The 18,997-nt window shown below is 68.3% G+C and carries 12 protein-coding genes and 1 pseudogene; 8 read left to right on the forward strand and 5 right to left on the reverse strand.

Features of this window, described 5'->3' with window-relative positions; all coding sequences use genetic code 11:
* Nucleotides 1-104: 104 nt before the first annotated feature.
* Entirely contained in the window at nt 105-1,259 is a 1,155-nt protein-coding gene (gene rsgA / locus PQS31_RS09705; RefSeq protein ID WP_272762510.1) for a ribosome small subunit-dependent GTPase A, read from the forward strand.
* A gap of 240 nt (nt 1,260-1,499) precedes the next feature.
* Nucleotides 1,500-2,717, forward strand: coding sequence for a flavohemoglobin expression-modulating QEGLA motif protein (locus PQS31_RS09710; RefSeq protein WP_272762511.1), 1,218 nt, complete (start codon nt 1,500-1,502; stop codon nt 2,715-2,717).
* A 7-nt stretch (nt 2,718-2,724) separates the two neighbouring features.
* On the opposite strand, the gene PQS31_RS09715 is transcribed toward PQS31_RS09710, so the two are convergent.
* Entirely contained in the window at nt 2,725-5,895 is a 3,171-nt protein-coding gene (locus PQS31_RS09715; RefSeq protein WP_272762512.1) for a ligand-binding sensor domain-containing diguanylate cyclase, read from the reverse strand.
* A 50-nt stretch (nt 5,896-5,945) separates the two neighbouring features.
* Here PQS31_RS09715 and PQS31_RS09720 point away from each other — a divergent pair, with 50 nt between their 5' ends.
* Nucleotides 5,946-6,584, forward strand: a complete 639-nt coding sequence (locus tag PQS31_RS09720) for a response regulator transcription factor (RefSeq protein ID WP_272762513.1) — start codon at nt 5,946-5,948, stop codon at nt 6,582-6,584.
* A gap of 69 nt (nt 6,585-6,653) precedes the next feature.
* On the opposite strand, the gene PQS31_RS09725 is transcribed toward PQS31_RS09720, so the two are convergent.
* Nucleotides 6,654-7,529: a hypothetical protein gene (locus PQS31_RS09725; protein WP_272762514.1), complete on the reverse strand. Its 876-nt coding sequence runs from the start codon at nt 7,527-7,529 to the stop codon at nt 6,654-6,656.
* A 118-nt stretch (nt 7,530-7,647) separates the two neighbouring features.
* Here PQS31_RS09725 and PQS31_RS09730 point away from each other — a divergent pair.
* Together PQS31_RS09730 and PQS31_RS09735 are read left to right on the forward strand one after the other, a co-directional pair.
* Nucleotides 7,648-8,575, forward strand: a pseudogene (locus tag PQS31_RS09730) (cation:dicarboxylase symporter family transporter); the annotation flags it as partial.
* Between the two features lie 102 nt (nt 8,576-8,677).
* Nucleotides 8,678-10,960 carry an NADP-dependent malic enzyme gene (locus PQS31_RS09735; RefSeq protein WP_272762515.1) on the forward strand — a complete coding sequence of 761 codons (2,283 nt, stop codon included), beginning with the start codon at nt 8,678-8,680 and terminating at the stop codon, nt 10,958-10,960.
* Nucleotides 10,961-11,056: 96 nt separating this feature from the next.
* Here PQS31_RS09735 and PQS31_RS09740 read toward each other — a convergent pair whose 3' ends face one another.
* Genes PQS31_RS09740 through PQS31_RS09750 form a run of 3 tightly spaced genes read right to left on the reverse strand, consistent with a single transcriptional unit; the run spans nt 11,057 to nt 13,702 of the window.
* Entirely contained in the window at nt 11,057-11,449 is a 393-nt protein-coding gene (locus PQS31_RS09740) for a response regulator (RefSeq protein ID WP_096207837.1), read from the reverse strand.
* A gap of 5 nt (nt 11,450-11,454) precedes the next feature.
* Nucleotides 11,455-11,895: a response regulator gene (locus PQS31_RS09745; RefSeq protein WP_272762516.1), complete on the reverse strand. Its 441-nt coding sequence runs from the start codon at nt 11,893-11,895 to the stop codon at nt 11,455-11,457.
* 1 nt (nt 11,896) lies between these two features.
* On the reverse strand, nt 11,897-13,702 hold the full coding sequence (locus tag PQS31_RS09750) for an ATP-binding protein (protein ID WP_272762517.1): 1,806 nt from the start codon (nt 13,700-13,702) through the stop codon (nt 11,897-11,899).
* A gap of 200 nt (nt 13,703-13,902) precedes the next feature.
* Between PQS31_RS09750 and aceE the strand changes: the two genes are divergently transcribed.
* The 3 genes from aceE (at nt 13,903) to PQS31_RS09765 (ending at nt 18,804) form a co-directional block, all read left to right on the forward strand.
* Complete coding sequence (gene aceE / locus PQS31_RS09755) at nt 13,903-16,593, forward strand: pyruvate dehydrogenase (acetyl-transferring), homodimeric type (RefSeq protein WP_272762518.1); 2,691 nt, start codon at nt 13,903-13,905, stop codon at nt 16,591-16,593.
* Nucleotides 16,594-16,743: 150 nt separating this feature from the next.
* Nucleotides 16,744-18,072 (forward strand): AAA family ATPase, encoded by a 1,329-nt coding sequence (locus PQS31_RS09760; protein WP_272762519.1) that lies wholly within the window; start codon nt 16,744-16,746, stop codon nt 18,070-18,072.
* A gap of 42 nt (nt 18,073-18,114) precedes the next feature.
* The gene (locus PQS31_RS09765) at nt 18,115-18,804 is read left to right on the forward strand and encodes an HNH endonuclease (protein WP_272762520.1); all 690 of its coding nucleotides are present in this window, start codon (nt 18,115-18,117) and stop codon (nt 18,802-18,804) included.
* Nucleotides 18,805-18,997: the final 193 nt, after the last annotated feature.

Raw genomic sequence — 18,997 nt, forward strand, 5'->3', positions numbered from 1 at the left:
GCGGGGAATTTCCGCCGGCGCCGCGGCGTGTCGCCGTCCTTGCGCGCGCTCGCGCGGGGCTTCCCCCTTAGAATCCGCGCCATGTCGACCGTCCGCCGCATCGCTTGACCCCCACCGCGCCCGCCCTGCGTGCGATCGGCTGGCCCTTCGACGGTCCGCCATCGGGGGCCTGGGCCGAGACACTGGCCGCGCATCCCGGCACGCAGCCGATGCGCGTGGTCGAGCAGCACCGCTCCGGCTATCTGGTGGCCGCCGCGCCGGGCGAGGCGCTCGCGGTCGAATCACCGCCCGAATGGCTGCGCCGCAGCGGCTACCGCAAAGGCACCATGGCACCGGAAGACCGTGCCGCGGTCGGCGACTGGGTGCTGGTCGAGGACGGCAAGCGGATCGTCGTCATGCTGCCCCGGCGCAGCGCGATCAAGCGCGCCGCCGCGGGCGAGCATTACAAGCAGCAGTTGATCGCGGCCAACATCGACACCGTGCTCGTGGTCTGCGGGCTCGACGCCGACTTCAATCCGCGCCGCATCGAGCGCTACCTGCTGCTGGTGCAGGGCGGCGGTACGCCGGTCATCGTGCTGACCAAGGCCGACAAGCCCGAGGCGGACATCGCCGCGGCGGTCGCGGCGCTGACCGAAATCGCCGGGCAGGGCGTCGCCGTGGTGCCGGTCAACGCGCGCGCGCCCGCCAGCGTGCAGGGCCTGCACCGCTGGCTCGGGCCGGGCATGACCGCGGTGCTGGTCGGCAGTTCGGGCGCGGGCAAGTCCACGCTGACCAACAGCCTGCTCGGCATCGAGCGCATGAAGACCGCGGCGGTGCGCGCCACCGACGACCGCGGCCGGCACACGACCACCCATCGCGCCCTGGTTCCGCTGCCCTCGGGCGCCTGCCTGATCGACACGCCCGGCATGCGCGAGCTCAAGCCCACCGGCGAGGAAGACCTGGCCGAAGGCGGCTTCGCCGATGTCGAGTCGATCGCGACCGGGTGCCGCTTCCGCGACTGCACGCACGGCGCCGAGCCGGGCTGTGCGGTACGCGTGGCGGTCGAGGCCGGCGTGCTGTCGGCCGGTCGCGTGGCGAGCTACCTGAAACTGCGCGACGAACTGGCCGGCGCCGCGGGGCAGCGGGCCAACCGCATGGCGCACAAGGCCGAGACCGCGCCGGCGCCCGGCAAGCCGGGCGGGCGCGCGGCGCCGAAGTCCGGCGGCCGCCCCGGCCTCAAGCCCGCGCGTCGCGGTTCGGACTGGACCCGCGACAGCTGAACGTCGTGCCCGGCGGGCCACCGCCGGGCATCGCGCTCGACGCGAGCCCAGCCCCGGGCCGCAAGCGCATCCCCTGTCGGAGCGCGTGCGAACGCGGACCGGCGGACGTCGGGACTGCCGGTCGCGGCCGAGGCCGCTGCCGCACGGGGCATCGCGCCGGACGGAATGCCGACCCGGCGCCCGCGATGGAGGCGTGTGCGCCGATCGGCTAGCGTGGGCGCTCCGCCCGGGAGTCGACCGATGGCCGACGACATCGCCCACCACGCCGCGCTGGACGCGCGGATGGTCGCCGCCGCGCGCGGCATCCGGCTGTTGAGCCTCGCCAGCTGGTCGCCCGCCGTGCAGCAGCGCTTTCTCACCGCGTTCGCGCAGGGGCGCCGGGTGCTGCCCGAGGTGAGCTATCCCGCGCTCGACTTCACCGACGCGCGGCGCGAACTGGCCGCGATCGCTGCCGCCGCCGATCCGGCGCATCCGCTCGGCGCCTACCTGCTCGACTCCACCCGGGCCTGGAACACCGCCGCGCGCCTGCTCGAAGCGCTCGGCACGCCGGCGGTGACTGCGCATTCGATCGCGCTCTACGGGCGCCCCGACGTGCCGGTGCCCGGCAGCGCGGCGACCACCTGCGACGCGGCGCGGCATTTCATCCGCATCGCCGACGCGCTCGACCCGGGCCTGCTCGTCGAGGCCGACATCGATGCGCCGACGCTGCAGGCGGCCCTGCAGGACGATCTCGACCGCTTCTTCGGCGAACGCGTGGTCGCGGTCGAACTCGACGCCGACATGATCGCCAAGGCCGCGGCCGGCGCGTTCCGGCTGCGCCTGCGCGCCGATGCGCGCTACTCGATCCACGACCGCGGCCAGTTGCTCCAGCACGAGGCCTTCGTGCATTCGCTCACCGCCCTCAACGGCCGCGCGCAGCCGCAGCTGCCGAGTCTGGCGATGGCGTCGCCGCGCACCACCTGCACCCAGGAAGGTCTGGCGGTGCTGGCCGAGCAGATCACCGGGCAGATCGACATCCATCGGATGAAGCGCATCAGCCTGCGCACCGAGGCCATTGCGCACGCCCTCGACGGCGCCGATTTTCTCGAGGTGTTCGACGTGTTCCACCACGCCGGCCAGACCGCCGCCGAGAGTTTCGCCTCGGCCCAGCGCGTGTTCCGCGGCGCCCCGCTCGGCGGCGGCCATGCGTTCACCAAGGACGCGGTCTACCTGCGCGGACTCATCGAGGTGCACACCTTCTTCCGCCAGTCGCTGGCCCAGCGCGCGCTGCCGCGCTGCCGCCGGCTGTTCGCCGGCAAGATGACGCTCGAGGACGTGCAGCGCTTCGCACCGATGTTCGAGGCCGGGGTGATCGCGCCACCCCGCTGGCTGCCGCCGTGGCTGGCCCACGCCGGCAGCGTGGCCGGCATGCTCGCGTTCTCGCTGTTCGCCAACCGCATCCGGCTCGACCGGCTGTAGCGCCGCTTCAGAGGCCGAACACCGGCGCCTCGCGGCCGGAATGCAGCACCCGCACGCTGCCGCCGAGCGTGTACGGATCGGCCCCGGCGAGCAGGGCCTGCAGGTGCCGGCGGTCGGGCGCACGGCCGGGCACCACGCCCACCCAGGCATTGCGGCCCGCGGCCTTCGCCGCGTAGAGACAGCGGTCGGCGAGGGCGCTGGTCTGCTGCCAGTCGCCGAGCGCCGGCCACGCGGCCGAGAACGGCCACGGCGCGAAACCGATCGAGCAGGTGATCGACAGCGCCGCGCCGTGGCTCAGCACCATCGGGTCCACCGCGATCGCCGCGCGGATGCGTTCGGCCAGCCGCGCGGCGGCATCGGCGTCGCCGAGCCGGGTGACCAGCACGAATTCCTCGCCGCCCCAGCGCACCAGCAGGTCGCCCTCGCGGCACAGCGCGCGCAGGCGCTGGGCGAACTGCACCAGCACCTCGTCGCCGGCCTGGTGGCCGTGGCCGTCGTTGACGCGCTTGAACGCGTCGATGTCGAGCATGAAGAACAGCAGGGTGTCGGCGCCGGTGCTTCCCACGCGCGCGGATTCGCGCGTCAGCCAGTCCTGCAGTTCGCGCCGGTTGGCGACATGGGTCAGCGGGTCGAGCCGGTTGGCCGCGTCGAGCTGGATGTTGCTCTGCTGCAGCTGCCGGTTGGCCTGCTCGAGCTGGGCGGTGCGCTCGGCGACGGTGCGGTTGAGCAGCTCGACCTGCTCGCGCTCGCGCCGCACCGCACGGCGCGTGCGCACCACCGCCACCGCCAGCGCGAGCACTCCGAGCAGCGCGTAGAGCGCATAGGCCAGCGGATGCCGCCACGGCGGCGGGGGCATGTCGAGGGTGAGCGTGCGCGAGGCTCCGAACTCGCCGTCACGGCCCGCAGCCTGGACCTCGAGCGTGTAGCGTCCGGCCGGCAGATGGTTGAGCGAGATCTCGGTGCGCGCCTGGTGCGGATAGATCCAGCCGCCGTGCAGGCCGTGCACGCGGTAGCGCAGCTGGGCCGCGGCCGGTGCGAGGAAATCGATCGCGGTCATGCCGATCGTGAACACGCTGTCCTTGCTGTCGAGCGTGATCGAGGGCGCGTAGACGATGTCGATCTCGCGGTTGCTGCGGGCATCGTCGTCGCTGGCGCGGCTCAGCAGCTGCAGCGCGGTGAGCACCGGACGCGCGGGGGCACTGCGCCGGGGCAGTTGCAGCGGCGCGATCGCGTCCAGGCCCTGGGTGCCGCCGAAATACAGCAGCCCACCGGGATCGGCGAACCCCGCGCCGCTGTTGAACTCCTGGTTGCGCAGGCCGTCGCGCCGGCCGATGCTCTGCACGATGCCGCTGGCCGGATCGAAGACGCTGAGCCCGAGATTGGTGCTGACCCACAGGCGGTCCATCGCGTCGGGCAGGATGCGGTAGACCACGTTGTTGGTCAGCCCGTCGCGTTCGCTCAAGGCGGTGGACGCTCCGGTGGCGCGGTCGATGCGGTAGAGGCCCGCGCCGAAGGTGCCGGCCCAGATCGCGTCCGCGTCCGGATGCAGTGCCCACACCGAGGCGTAGAGCCCGGCACCGCCGGGTTCGATGCGGGCCAGGCGGCCGGCGTCCAGACGCCACAGGCCGCGGGTGTTGCTGCCGATCAGCAGGCTGCCGTCGAGATCCCGCACCAGGGTGGTGATCATGTCGCCGGCCAGCGGCGCGAGCGCCGGATCGGAGACGGCGCGATCGGCATGCAGGCGTTCAAGTCCACCGCGCGTGCCCACCCACAGGGTGCCGTCGACGCGCAGCAGGGCGTCGATGCGCGGGTCGCGCAGGCCGTCGATCCGGGCCAGGCGGCCATCGCCGTGCAGCCGCCACAGCCCCGACAGCGTGCCGATCCACCAGCCGTCGTCGGCAGCGGGCACGACCGCGCGCACCGATGTGCCGTCGAGTCCGGGCACGCCGATCCACGGCGCACCGATGCGGCTGCGCCGGCGCAATCCGCTGTCGGTGCCGATCAGCATCTCGCTGCCGCCGCCACGCCACACCGCGCGCACGCTGTGGTTGGGCCAGCCGTCCATCGCGCCGGTGCCCGCGGCATCGGAGCGGATCACCGCCGCCAGCGGCCGCACCCGGTACAGGCCCGAGGTGTAGGTCCCGATCCACCAGGCCCCGCTGCCGGTCTGGTGGAAGCGGGTGATCGCGCTGGTCGGCGGCCGGTCGAACCGCAACGCGTGCAGACGCGCCTCGCCCGGGCGCAGATACAGCACGTCGCCATTGCCGAAGCCCACCAGAACCCGGCCGTCGTCGAGCCGGATCATCGTCGTGGGCACGGTGCCCGTGTCCGCAGGGGGCAGCGTCCAGTGCCGCGCCGGGCGGCCGTCGGCGTCGAGCCGGTGCAGGCCGGTGTCGGCCAGCACCCACAGCCCTTCGGGACCGCTCTGCAGCGCCATGCAGCGCCGCGCGCCCGGCGGGCCGGGCAGCGGCGTCAGCGCGGTCGCACCCACCGTCCACAGGCCGCAGGCACTGTCCAGCGCCACCGCCCCGCGCTGCGCCTCCGACCAGACCAGGCCGACGACTTCGGCCGTTGCGCCGAGCCGGCGCACGGTCGCCACCTCGGCGTCGACGTGGTCCACGCCGGCCTCGGTGCCCAGCCACGCGCCGCCGGACGGATCGAGCAGCAGCTGGGTCACGCGCACGTGCGACAGGCCCTGCGCCGGGCCCAGGCGGTAGTGCGTCCAGGTCGGCAGGTGCACGACCTCGAGGCCGGCATCGTTGGTGCCCAGCCACATCCGCGCGCGGGCCTGCTCGAAGGCCAGGCTGTCGATGCTGCTGCTGGACAGGCCCGGGTCGGGCGCGCCGGGCTCGGCATGGCGGCGGTAGGTGCGGAAGCGGTGGCCGTCGAAGCGGTTCAGGCCGTCCTGGGTGGCCACCCACAGAAAGCCCTGGTCGTCGCCGCTCATCGCCGAGACCGTCAGCTGCGAGAGGCCTTCGTCGAGCCCGTACATCTCCAGGCTCAGCTGCGGCATCGTCTCCGGCGTCTGCGCGTGGCCGGACGAGAGCCAGCCGCCGACCAGCCAGGCCAGCAGCACGCACCAACGACCGCGGCGCGCGGGCCCCGGCACGACGTCGGCGATGGCGGTCGGACTGCGCAGGGGAGCGTCGCGCTTCGAAGGGCAGATGCCGGTATGCATGCCAGAACCATGCCAGTCGCGCGCCGCGCCGGCCACGCCAGACTGTCGGCATGACGACTCCGACGATCCTGGTCGCCGACGATCATCCGCTGCTGCGCGCCGCGGTGCTGCACGCGCTGCGTGACGGGCTGGGTGCGCTCGAGGTGATCGAGGTCGCCAGCGCCTCGGCGCTCGCGCCCGCGCTCGAGGCGCATCCGGGGATCGAACTGGTGCTGCTGGATCTGGCGATGCCCGGCGCGCGCGGCCTGTCGTCGCTGGTGTGGCTGCGCGGCGAGCGGCCGGAACTGCCGGTGGTGGTCATCTCGTCCAACGATCACCCGCGCACCGTGCGCCGGGTGCAGCAGTTCGGCGCCGCCGGCTTCATCTCCAAATCGGCGCCGGCCGAGTCGATCGCGCGGGCGGTGGCCGCGGTGCTCGACGGGGGCAGCTGGTTCCCGCCGCTGACCGCCGCGCGCTCGGAGGACGACGCGCGTCTGGCCACGCGCCTGGCCCAGCTCACGCCGCAGCAGTTCCGGGTGCTGATGGCGCTGGCCGACGGTCTGCTCAACAAGCAGATCGCGCACCAGCTCGGCCTGGCCGAGAACACCGTCAAGGTCCACGTCACCGCGATCCTGCGCAAGCTCGAATGCACCAGCCGCACCCAGGCCGCGGTGCTGGTCAAGGCGCTGGAGCCCGAAGACGAGGGCTGAGCGCGCTGTGCGCCCGGGCCGCGCGCGCAGCGCCGCTGCGTCGCCCGGGCCGACGGCGCAGGGCGCGGGTCAGCTGCTGAAGTGGAAGACCGGCGCGCGCAGCGTCTGCCAGCGCCTGTCGCGGGCGAGCGGAAACCCCGCCGCATGGGCCCGGGCGAACCAGGTCTCGATCTGTGCCCGCTCGATCCCGGTCACCGCGTTCTCCATCGCCAGCAGTCCGCAGAAATACAGGCCGAGCGCGCTGCCCGCATCGCCGGCGCGCTGGAACTGCGCCAGCGCGGCCTGCGGGTCGCGGGGCATGCCGATGCCGAAGGTCTGCAGCAGTCCGAGGTCGATCCCGGCCTCGACGTCGCCGCGCGCGGCCTGCGCGCGGATCGAGGCGACGATGGCGTCGAGCCGCGCCTGCGATGCGGCGGTCGGCGGCGAGCGGGGGTCGGGCAGGCCGCCCAGCTGGGTCGGGCGCAGTGCGCCGCGTTCGAACAGGCTCTGCGTGGTCATCGCGAAGCGCATGCGCCAGCGCGCCTCCTGCGCGACGTCGCCGCGACGGCGGGCGTCCTCGCGCAGATCGCGCATCGCGGCCGTCGACCCATGCCGCGCCGCGCGCAGCAGCCACGGGCGCCCCTGTTCCGGCCGCGGCCGCCGCACTGCACCGCCGCCGTCGCGCTCGCCGTAGGGCGCCAGGCTGCCGGTCGCCAGCGCACGGCCCAGCCGCGCCTGCGCGCCCATCACCGATTCGTCGACGGGCTGCAGCACGGCGGCCTGCCGGTACAGGCGCAGGGCGGTCCAGTCCTGTTGCCGGGCGTGGCGCTGGCCGGCCTCCAGCAGGGCCTGCGCATCGGCATCGCCCCGGGCCGGCGTCGTGGTGGCGCAGCCGCCCGGCATCAGCAGACAGGCGCACAGCGCCGCAATGGGGGGGAGCGCGCGTGCGCGCGAGAGCAGGGGCATGGCGGGGCGGGGCTCCGGAATGGCGGCGTGGGGCGGGCGGGCAGCGAGGATCAGGCGACAGCGCCCGGACGGCAAGCGTGTTCGCGCATCGCCCGCGCGTCGGGCGGGGCGGCGCCGCTTCCTGCTCGACGTCATTCCCGGCACGCTGGTCAGTGCCTTCGTCGACGGCAACATCCTGCAGGTGCTGTTCATCGCGGTGCTGTTCGGCATCGCGCTGGCGCTGGTGGGCGAGCCCGGCAGGCCGGTGCTGCGTTTTCTCGAAACGCTGACCGTGCCGGTGTTCAAGCTGGTGCACATCCTGATGAAGGCCGCGCCGATCGGTGCGTTCGGCGCCATCGCCTTCACCATCGGCAAGTACGGCCTGGCGTCGCTGGTGAACCTGGCGTGGCTGGTGGGCACCTTCTACGTCAGCGCCGCGCTGTTCGTGCTGGTGATCCTGGGCGCGGTCGCGCGCCTGCGGCTTTTCGATCCTGAAGCTGATCCGTTATCTCAAGGCCGAGCTGCTGCTGGTGCTGGGCACGTCGTCGTCGGAATCGGCGCTGCCGTCGCTGATGGAGAAGATGGAGACGGCCGGCTGCCAGAAGTCGGTCGTCGGTCTGGTCGTGCCCACCGGCTACTCGTTCAATCTCGACGGCACCAATCTCTACATGACCCTGGCCGCGCTGCTCATCGCCCAGGCCACCAATACCGAACTCACGCTGTGGCAGCAGATCACCCTGCCGCTGGTCGCGATGCTCAGCTCCAAGGGCGCGGCCGGCGTGACCGGTGCGGGCTTCATCACCCTCGCGGCCACGCTGTCGGTGGTGCCGACCATTCCGGTCGCGGGCATGGCGCTGATCCTCGGCATCGACCGCTTCATGAGCGAGTGCCGCTCGATCACCAACTTCATCGGCAATGCGGTCGCGACGGTCGTCGTGGCGCGCCGGGAAGGTGCGCTCGACCGCGACGCGCTGGCCTGCGCACTCGACGGCACGCCGGCCCCCGTCGCCCGGGCGCCCGATCCGGCCGCCGGCCCCGGCGATCGCGGCGTGCTCGCACTCGACTGACGCCGCCGGGCGCCGCGCACCACACGCCTCGTCCAGGGGCCGGCGCGGTGCGGGGTTAGAATCCCGTCCCGCGCCTTTTCTTCCAGAGCAGACCCTCCGCCGATGTCCAACGACGAATTCCGCCAGGCCGCCCTCGACTATCACCGTTCGTCGCCGCCGGGGAAGATCACCGTCAGCGCCACCAAGCCGATGCTCACCCAGCGCGACCTGGCGCTGGCGTACTCGCCGGGTGTGGCCTTCGCCTGCGAGGAGATCGTCAAGGACCCCAACGCCGCCAGTGAACTCACCGCGCGCGGCAACCTGGTCGCGGTGATCTCCAACGGCACCGCGGTGCTGGGCCTGGGCAATATCGGCGCGCTGGCCGGCAAGCCGGTGATGGAAGGCAAGGGCGTGCTGTTCAAGAAGTTCGCCGGCATCGACGTGTTCGACATCGAGGTCGACGAAACCGATCCCGACAAGCTGGTCGACATCATCGCCAGCCTCGAGCCCACCTTCGGCGGCATCAACCTCGAGGACATCAAGGCGCCGGAGTGCTTCATCGTCGAGCGCAAGCTGCGCGAGCGAATGAAGATCCCGGTGTTCCACGACGACCAGCACGGCACCGCGATCATCGTCGGCGCCGCGATCGTCAACGCACTGGAGATCGCCGGCAAGCGCATCGAGGACGTCAAGCTCGCCACCACCGGCGCGGGTGCGGCGGGCATCGCCTGTCTCGACATGCTGGTCGCGCTGGGCCTGCGCCCCGAAAACATCCTCGCCTTCGACCGCGACGGCGTGATCCACGCCGGCCGCACCGATCTCGACGACGCCAAGGCGCGCTACGCGCGTGACACCCCCGCACGCACGCTGGCCGAGATCGTGGCCGGCGCGGACGTGTTTCTGGGCCTGTCGGCCGGCGGCATCCTCAAGCCGGACATGGTCGAGACGATGGCGCCGAACCCGGTGATCCTCGCGCTGGCCAATCCGTATCCGGAAATCATGCCGGAGGAAGCCCGGCGCGTGCGTCCGGACGCGATCATCGCCACCGGCCGCTCCGACTTCCCCAACCAGGTCAACAACGCGGTCTGCTTCCCCTACATCTTCCGCGGCGCGCTCGACGTCGGCGCCACCGGCATCAACGAGGCGATGAAGCTGGCCTGCGTGCATGCGATCGCCCAGCTGGCGAAGGAAGAAGCCAGCGATCTGGGCAGCGCCTACGGCGAGGAGATCCCGAGCTTCGGCCGCGACTACATCATTCCGCGCCCGTTCGATCCGCGCCTGCTGACCATCGTCGCCCCGGCCGTCGCCCAGGCGGCGATGGATTCGGGCGTCGCCCTGCGGCCGATGGACGATCTGCGGCCCTACCGCGAGAAGCTCGGCCAGTTCATCCACCGCACCGGCCTGGTCATGAAGCCGGTCTACGACCGCGCCCGCGGCGACCGCCAGCGCGTGGTCTACGCCGAGGGCGAGGAGGAGATCGTGCTGCGCGCGGTGCAGACCGTCGTCGACGAGGGCCTGGCCACGCCGATCCTGATCGGCCGGCCCGACGTCATCGATATGCGCATCCAGCGCCTGGGCCTGCGCCTGCGCGCGGGCGCGGATTTCGAACTCACCAACATCAACGACGATCCGCGCTTCAACGAGTACTGGCAGCACTACCACGCGCTGACCGCGCGTCGCGGCGTCACCCCGGATTCGGCCAAGAACCTGCTGCGTTCGCGGCCCAGCCTGATCGCCGCGATCATGGTCGACCGCGGCGAGGCCGACGCGATGATCACCGGCCTCGTCGGCCGCTTCCACAAGAAGCTCGGCTACGTGCGCAGCGTGATCGGGCTCGATCCGGGCCTGCAGAGCACCTCGGCGATGACCGGCGTGGTCAACGACCAGGGCCTGTGGTTCTTCGTCGACACCCACGTCCAGCCCGACCCGACCGCCGAGCAGATCGCCGAGAGCACCATCCAGGCCGCCTACCGCCTGAAGCTGTTCGGCATCGAGCCCAAGATCGCGCTGCTGTCGCACAGCAACTTCGGCAGCCACGACGATCCCAGCGCCCGCAAGATGCGCGAGGTGCGCGAGATCCTGGTGCGCCGCGCGCCGAAGCTCGAGTTCGACGGCGAGATGATGGGTGACACCGCCTGGGACGACACCCTGCGCCGGCGCATGCTGCCCGACACCACGCTCAGCGGGCGCGCCAACCTGTTCGTGTTCCCGAACATCGACGCCGCCAACATCACCTACAACATGATCCGGGTGATGACCGGCGGCGCTGCGCTCGGCCCGATCCTGATGGGCGTCAACAAGCCCGCGCACATCCTCACCCCGTCGGCCACGCCGCGCCGGGTGATCAACATGACCGCGATCGCGGCGGTCGATGCGCAGATCCGCAAGGCCCAGCTCGAAGGCTGAGCCCGCCGGTCGTCGGCACGCAAAAAAGGCCGGTGCACTGCACCGGCCTTTTTCATGTCACGCAGAGGCGAGATGCGGCCTGCGCGCGTGCGGCAGTCAGAGCGTCGGCAGCACCTGGCGCACCGCGTCCGGCAGCTGGTCCAGCGCATCCTTGTAGACCAGGCCGTCGCCGACCGGCAGTTCCTCGCCGGGCAGGCCCATCACCGAGCCGGTCAGAAACACCACCGGCACGCCGGGACGCAGCGCCCGGGTGATCTGCAGGGCCTCGGCGCCCGAGAACCCCGGCAGGTTGACGTCCGACAGCACGATCTGCGGCGCGAACGCATGCAGCGCCTCGCGCAGGCCGGCCTCCCCGTGCACCAGGCGCACGTCGATCGCCATGCCCGCATCGCGCAGGGCCAACTCGGTCAGCTCGGCGTCGTCGCGCGAATCGTCGACGATCAGCACACGCAGGGCGCCGTCCCGGGCCTCGGCATCGTCCTGGGGCATGCGGCTCAGTCTTCCTCGGGCACTTCGTTGAGCACGGCCCAGAACTTGCCGAGCGTGCGCACCGCGTCGAAGAACTGGTCCACGTCCACCGGCTTGACCACGTAGGCGTTCACGCCCAGGTCCCAGCTGCGTGCCAGATCGCTTTCCTCGCGCGACGAGGACAGGATCACCACCGGCATGCGCTTGAGCGTCTCATGGTCACGCAGCTGCTTCAGCACTTCCAGGCCGTCCATGCGCGGCATCTTGATGTCGAGCAGCAGCACGGCCGGATCGCCCTCGGGGCGGTCGGCGAACTTGCCGCGGCGGAGCAGGTAGTCGATCGCCTCGACGCCGTCCTCGACGTGCACGATCGGATTGGCGAGATGGGCCTCGCGCAGCGCATCGATCGCCATCTCGGCGTCGTGCGGGCTGTCTTCGGCGAGGAGGATCGTGCGGATTTCGCTCATGTCAGTGGGTTCCGGTGGCGTTGGCACCCGCGTCCTGGCCGGACGCAGGCAGGGTGAAATGGAAGGTGGCGCCGTTGCCGGGTTCGGCTTCGGCCCAGATGCGGCCGCCGTGGCGGCCGAGCACGCGACGCACGCTCGCCAGGCCCACGCCGGTGCCGGGGAATTCGTTGGCCGAGTGCAGGCGCTGGAACACGCCGAACAGCTTGCCCGCGTACTGCATGTCGAAGCCGGCGCCGTTGTCGGCCACGCAGAACTGGTAGCCGCCCTCGTCGAGGCGCTTGACGTCCACGGTGATGCGCGCCGGCTCGGTGCCGCTGCTGTACTTGACCGCGTTGCCGAGCAGGTTCATCCACACCTGGCGCAGCATGTTCTCGTCGCCGACGACGATCGGCAGCGGCGCCACCGACCATGCGATGCGGTGCTCCGGATTCTCGGCATGCGCGTTGCTGTCGAGCATCGCGCGCACGTCGTTGACCATCGACTGCAGGTCCACGCTCTGCAGGCGCATCGCGTTGCGGCCCAGGCGCGAGTACACCAGCAGATCGTCGATCAGCGCCGACATGCGCTTGGCCGAGCTGCCGATCACGCCCAGGTAATGCGTGGTCTTGTCGTCGACGTTCTCGCCCAGGTGCCGGCCCAGCTTGTCGGCGAAACCGGCGATGTGGCGCAGCGGCGCGCGCAGATCGTGGGACACCGAATAACTGAAGGCCTCCAGCTCGCGGTTGACGTCGGAGACCTGCTCCACCTTGCCTTCCAGCTGCTGGTTGAGCTCGCGGATCTGGCGCTCGCTGATCGTCTGCGCGGTGACGTCGGACGCGGTGATCAGCGCCACCGGATCGTCGCGGTCGGGCAGGGGCATGCGCCGCGCGTTGATCAGCATGGTGCGTTCCACGCCGTCGGCCGTGGGCTGGCTCAGGCGGTAGTCCCACAGCTCGCGGTCGCGGGCCAGCACGTCGTGCAGGCGGCGCAGGGTGTCCGGGTTGTCCCAGGCGCCGCCGCCGAGTTCGGTCAGCGGGCGGCCGCGGGCATCCTCGTCCACGCCGTAGAGCTCGGCGAAGGCCGCGTTGTGCATCACCACGCGCTGGCTGCCGTCGATCAGCACGATGGGCTCGCGCACGCTGTCGAGCACCGCCAGCGCCCGGCCGCTGGCCGCCGTGGCCTGGCGTTGGGCGTCGAGTCGCCCGCTCTGCTGGCGCAGCGCGAAGTAGCTCGCGCCCAGCAGCAACAGCAGCTGCACCACCATCGCGGCCCAGCTGGCGTTGTCGGCGCGCTGGTTGGCACGGGCCGCATAGGCGCGGCGATCCTGCAGCAGTGCCTCCTCGGACGCCACGATGTCCTGCACCAGGCGCTGGATCGGATAGAGCACGATCATCTCGTCGATCTGCTCGTAGGTCGCGCCCTCGGCCGCCTCGATCACCTCGTCGATCCGGGCCAGGCGCATCTCCAGCGTATTGCGCAGCGCGCCCAGGCGGGCCTGCTGCTCGGGGTTGTCGCGGGTGAGCGCCAGCACCTGGTCGAGATTCGGCAGCACCCGCTCGCGGGCCTCGGTGATGCGCTGGCGCAGCAGCGGCGTGTCGATGCCGCGGGTACGCGCGATGGCCGCGCCTTCCAGGCTGCGCGCATCGCCCGACACCCAGTGGATCAGCGTCTGCACCTCGCGCGTGTGCACCACGGCCGTGATCGCCTCTTCGGCCTGGCTGGTGGCGGCACGGATGATCAGGAACGGCCCGATCACGATCAGGGTGATCAGCAGGCCGAGCACCGGCAGGCGCCAGCGGCTGAACGGCGTGGGGAAGGCGTGCGGCATCGGGGACGGGGCTCGGGCGCGGGCGGTTCGGCGCGCAATGATGCCGCATCCTCCCCTGAACACGGGATCATCGCCGAGGCGCCCCGTGGCTGGCAATCGGAACCGTTCGCCACCGTCCGGACCCCGGTGTCATCCTTGATAGAATCACGGGTCCGATCGACCCCCACGCACGCGAGCGCGCGTGCCGCGCTGGAGCACACATGAACTGGCTGAACGACGTCCTGCAGAACGACCCCGACCCGACCGAAACCCGCGAATGGGTGGAGTCGCTCAAAGCGGTCATCGACGTCGGCGGCCCGGAGCGCGCGCACCAGCTGCTCGAGAACATGGTCGAGCTCACCCGCCGCGCCGGCGCCCACCTGCCGTTCGCGCCGACCACCGAATACGTCAACACCATTCCGGCCCACCTCGAGCCGAAGATGCCGGGCAACCCGGAGCTGGAGTGGCGCATCCGCTCGATCATCCGCTGGAACGCGATGGCCATGGTGGTGCGCGCCAACCGCAAGCCGGGCGACCTCGGCGGCCACATCGCCAGCTTCGCCTCCAGCGCCACGCTCTACGACGTGGGCTTCAACCACTTCTTCCGCGCGCCGTCGGCCGACCACCCGGGCGACGTCATCGCCACGCAGGGCCACAGCTCGCCGGGCATCTACGCGCGCTCGTTCCTCGAAGGCCGCTTCACCGAGGCCCAGCTCGACCACTTCCGCATGGAAGTCGACGGCCAGGGCATCTCGTCCTATCCGCACCCCTGGCTGATGCCCGACTACTGGCAGGTGCCCACGGTCTCGATGGGCCTCGGCCCCATCGCCGCCATCTACCAGGCGCGCTACTGGAAGTACCTCGAAGCGCGCGGCCTGATGCCCAAGTCCGACCGCAAGGTCTGGTGCTTCATGGGCGACGGCGAGACCGACGAGCCGGAAAGCCTCGGCGCGATCTCGGTGGCCGGCCGCGAAGGCCTCGACAACCTGGTCTTCGTCATCAACTGCAACCTGCAGCGCCTCGACGGCCCGGTGCGCGGCAACGGCAAGATCATCCAGGAGCTGGAAGGCGCGTTCCGCGGCGCCGGCTGGAACGTGGTCAAGACCATCTGGGGCAGCTACTGGGACCCGCTGCTGGCCAAGGACAAGGACGGCATGCTGCGCCAGCTGATGATGGAAACCGTCGACGGCGAATACCAGAACTGCAAGGCCTTCGGCGGCGCCTACACGCGCGAGCATTTCTTCGGCAAATACCCGGAAACCGCCAACCTCGTCGCCAACCTCAGCGACGACGACATCTGGCGCCTCAACCGCGGCGGGCATGACCCGCACAAGGTCTTCGCCGCCTACCAGAACGCCATGGACACCAAGGGCCAGCCCACCGTGATCCTGGCCAAGACGGTCAAGGGCTACGGCCTGGGCAGCGCCGGCGAGGCGCTCAACCCCACCCACAACACCAAGAAGCTCGACGACGAGGCCGTGCGCACGTTCCGCGACCGCTTCAAGATTCCGGTCAGCGACGCTGCGCTCAAGGACGGGCAGATTCCGTTCTATCACCCGGGCAAGGACTCGGAGGAAGTGCAGTACATGCTCGAGCGCCGCGAGAAGCTCGGCGGCTTCCTGCCGCAGCGTCGCCGCAAGAGCACGCAGACCCTCAAGGCCCCCGAGCTCAAGGTCTTCGACCGCCTGATGCAGGACACCGGCGAGCGCGAGATCAGCACCACCATGGCCTTCGTGCAGTCGCTGTCGATCATTCTGCGCGACAAGGAAGTGGGCAAGCGCGTCGTGCCGATCGTCGCCGACGAGGCCCGCACCTTCGGCATGGAAGGCCTGTTCCGCCAGCTGGGCATCTACGCCCCGCAGGGCCAGAAGTACAAGCCGGTCGACCGTGACCAGCTCATGTACTACCGCGAGGACGCGGCCGGCCAGGTGCTGGAGGAAGGCATCACCGAGGCCGGCGCGTTCGCCTCGTGGATGGCCGCGGCCACCAGCTACAGCACCAACGACGTGCCGATGCTGCCGTTCTACATCTACTACTCGATGTTCGGCTTCCAGCGCATTGGCGACTCCGCCTGGCAGGCGGCCGACATGCGCGCCCGTGGCTTCCTGCTCGGCGCCACCGCCGGCCGCACCACGCTCAACGGCGAGGGCCTGCAGCACGAGGACGGCCACTCACACCTCTTGGCCGGTGCCATCCCCAACTGCCGCGCCTATGACCCGACGTTCGCAGGCGAAGTGGCGGTGATCCTGCAGTACGGCATGACCCGCATGCTCGACCAGCAGGAAGACGAGTTCTTCTATCTCACCCTGATGAACGAGAACTACAGCCACCCGGCGCTGCCCGACGGCGCGGCCGAAGGCGTCATCAAGGGCATGTACCTGCTCAAGGACGCCGGCAAGGCCAAGAAGGGCGAGCTGCGCGTGCAGCTGCTCGGCTCGGGCACCATCCTGCGCGAAGCCATCGCCGCCGCCGAGCTGCTGGACAAGGACTTCGGCGTCACCGCCGACATCTGGTCCTGCCCCAGCTTCACCGAGCTGCGCCGCGACGGCTGGGATGCCGAGCGCTGGAACCGCTTCAACCCCGAAGCCAAGACGAAGAAGAAGGCCTACGTCACCGAACTGCTGGAAGGCCGCCAGGGCCCGGTCATCGCCGCGACGGACTACGTGCGCGCGTTCGCCGACCAGATCCGCGCCTTCGTGCCAGCCACGTACACCGTGCTCGGCACCGACGGCTTCGGCCGCTCGGATACGCGTGCCAACCTGCGTCGCCACTTCGAGGTGGACCGTTACTACATCGCCCAGGCGGCGATCGATGCACTGGCGAAGGACGGCAAGATGACCGGCAAGGATGTGGCACGGGCGATCAAGCTGTACAAGATCGATCCGGAGAAGGCGAATCCGGTTGGGGTTTGAGTAGCGTTTGAGCCAAAAAAGGGCGGCCAATGGCCGCCTTTTTTTTATTACAGACCGGGACGCTCTCTAGTACGGCGTCGCGATAAGATCAATCTTTGCACGGCCGAATCGCCTTTCTTGAGATGACAACTTATGTACCTAAATAGAATCGTGATCGAAAACATTCGTGGGTTCGGAAGCGGTGATCAAGGAGTGGATATCTCGTTCGCACGTCCTGATGGTGGGTATGCAGGCTGGACTGTGATCGCCGGTAGAAATGGAGCAGGTAAAAGCAGTTTTCTCAGAGCGATTGCTTTCTCAATTGCTGGTATTACATCGGCAAGATCTCTCCAAGAATCATTTCAGGGGTGGATAAAAGCTGGAGAGCGAAAGGCGACAGTGGCTACTCAGATATCGTTCGATAGCTGCGATAAGTTCGAACGAACTGGACGGATACCTACTTCGAACTTCTGGACGGGGCTGCAATGGGATGGTGAGGAGGGGCAGGAGCCGACCCTGGGTGAGTATCAACTCAACAAGAAAATGAAGCAAAGTCCGGAGCGTGGTCCTTGGAATGAAGATCCTAAGGGCTGGTTTGTTGCTGGTTATGGTCCTTTTCGTCGGCTGACCGGCCACGCATCAGATGCGCAGCGTTTGATGGTCGGCCCTAGCCATGTGCCCCGTCTAGTAAGTCTGTTTCGTGAAGATGCATCGCTAGTTGAGGCGGCTCAATGGTTGAAGGATGTATATCTTCGTCGCCTGGAAGGAAAGGCGGGGGCGGATATTCTTGAGAAGAACACTATTGCGCTTCTGAATGATGGAATGCTACCAGATGGCGTCAAGATCGAGAACGTTGACTCCGATGGGCTGTGGGTCAGGAAGGGTAGTGCAAAGTTGCCACTGCGCGATTTGAGTGATGGCTATAGGACCTCGATTGCGCTTGTGCTGGATCTCGTAAGGCATATGCATAAAGTGTATGGCGACGTTCAGTTGCGCGAGATAGAGATTGAAGACGAAGATGGTAAAAAGAGAAGACTTTATACCATTCCCTATCCTGGCGTTGTTCTAATCGATGAAATCGATGTGCATCTTCACGTGAGTTGGCAGCAGAGAATTGGATATTGGCTAAAGGAGAGATTTCCAAATGTTCAGTTCATCGTATCTTCCCATAGTCCATTTGTTTGTCAGGCGGCTGACCCTGGGGGGTTAATTCGACTTGCAGCGCCTGGTGAAAGTGTTTCTGCGCAGGTTGTGCATCCGACGCTGCACAAAAGGGTTGTGCTTGGTACTGCAGATGAAGCGGCTATGTCTGAGCTATTTGGTCTTGAGAGCACGCGATCACCGACCTCCCAGAAGCTTTTGAAGGAGCTGGCTGTACTTGAAGCAAAAGCTCTTAAGGGCGCGGCAACCAGCGCAGACCGGGCAAGAATTCGCCAATTGCAGATTGATTTCCCCTTGACACCATCTTCAGAAGCGCAAATGCTGTTGATCGGAGAATAATCTTTGAGAAGGATCTCGCGGCCGAGTCTGAGCAAGCATGCGTTGAATATTTTGGCTAAAAGAGCCGGTCTGGTGGCCGCGTCAGCGGATAAGGTGAAAAGGTGTCACGAGCTGTGGGGCCAGAGAAAAAATAAAGCATTTCAGGAAATTCGGGAGAAGCTGGGATCTTCTTGTAGCGGAAGAGTTCGCTGTATGTACTGCGAGGACAGCGAAGCGACGGACATCGAGCACTTTAGGCCGAAGTCGATTTTCACAGAGCATGCATTTGATTGGGAAAACTATCTTCTAGCATGCTCGAACTGTAATAGTAATTACAAAAGATCCAAGTTTCCTTTGGATGGAGCCGGGTTTCCACTTCTGATCAATCCAATGAATGATGATCCTATGGATCATCTGGATTTATCACTCTCCACTGGGAAGTTTGTGGCGTCTTCGCACAGGGGGATTGAAAGCATTCGGGTTTTCGGTCTTGACCGTCAGGTTTTGGAGGATGGTCGAAGAGATGCCTGGTCTATATTCTGTGCCCTAGTTGCAAGGTACTCAGCGATCAGAAGGGACACTAGTGCAGACAGTGCAGGGTTAATTGTGAGCGCAATTCAGAATCAGTCTTTCTCCTGCGTTTCCTTATATGCGAGGAAGTATTATTTGACCGGGGTATTGTCGATAGTCGCCCCGCAGGATGTCTGCAGAATTCTTGATGATAATCCCGAGATTTTTGATATTTCCACGTGATGGTAATGTAGTTTTGTTTGTTCAGCGAGGAATAGTGTCTGGGGCAATTATTTAGTTCAGCCTGCTTAGGGTTCTAGGTCAGCTAAGTCAGAAGCGCGATGTCGAGCTGGCTTCTAACTGACCTGCCCCCAGTAGCCGTACCACGAGTTACTGGGAGAGCCCGGGGTTGAAGGGTACTTTGGGTTGGTGGGTT

The sequence above is a fragment of the Luteimonas sp. BLCC-B24 genome (genome assembly GCF_028550595.1).
Classification (GTDB): domain Bacteria; phylum Pseudomonadota; class Gammaproteobacteria; order Xanthomonadales; family Xanthomonadaceae; genus Luteimonas.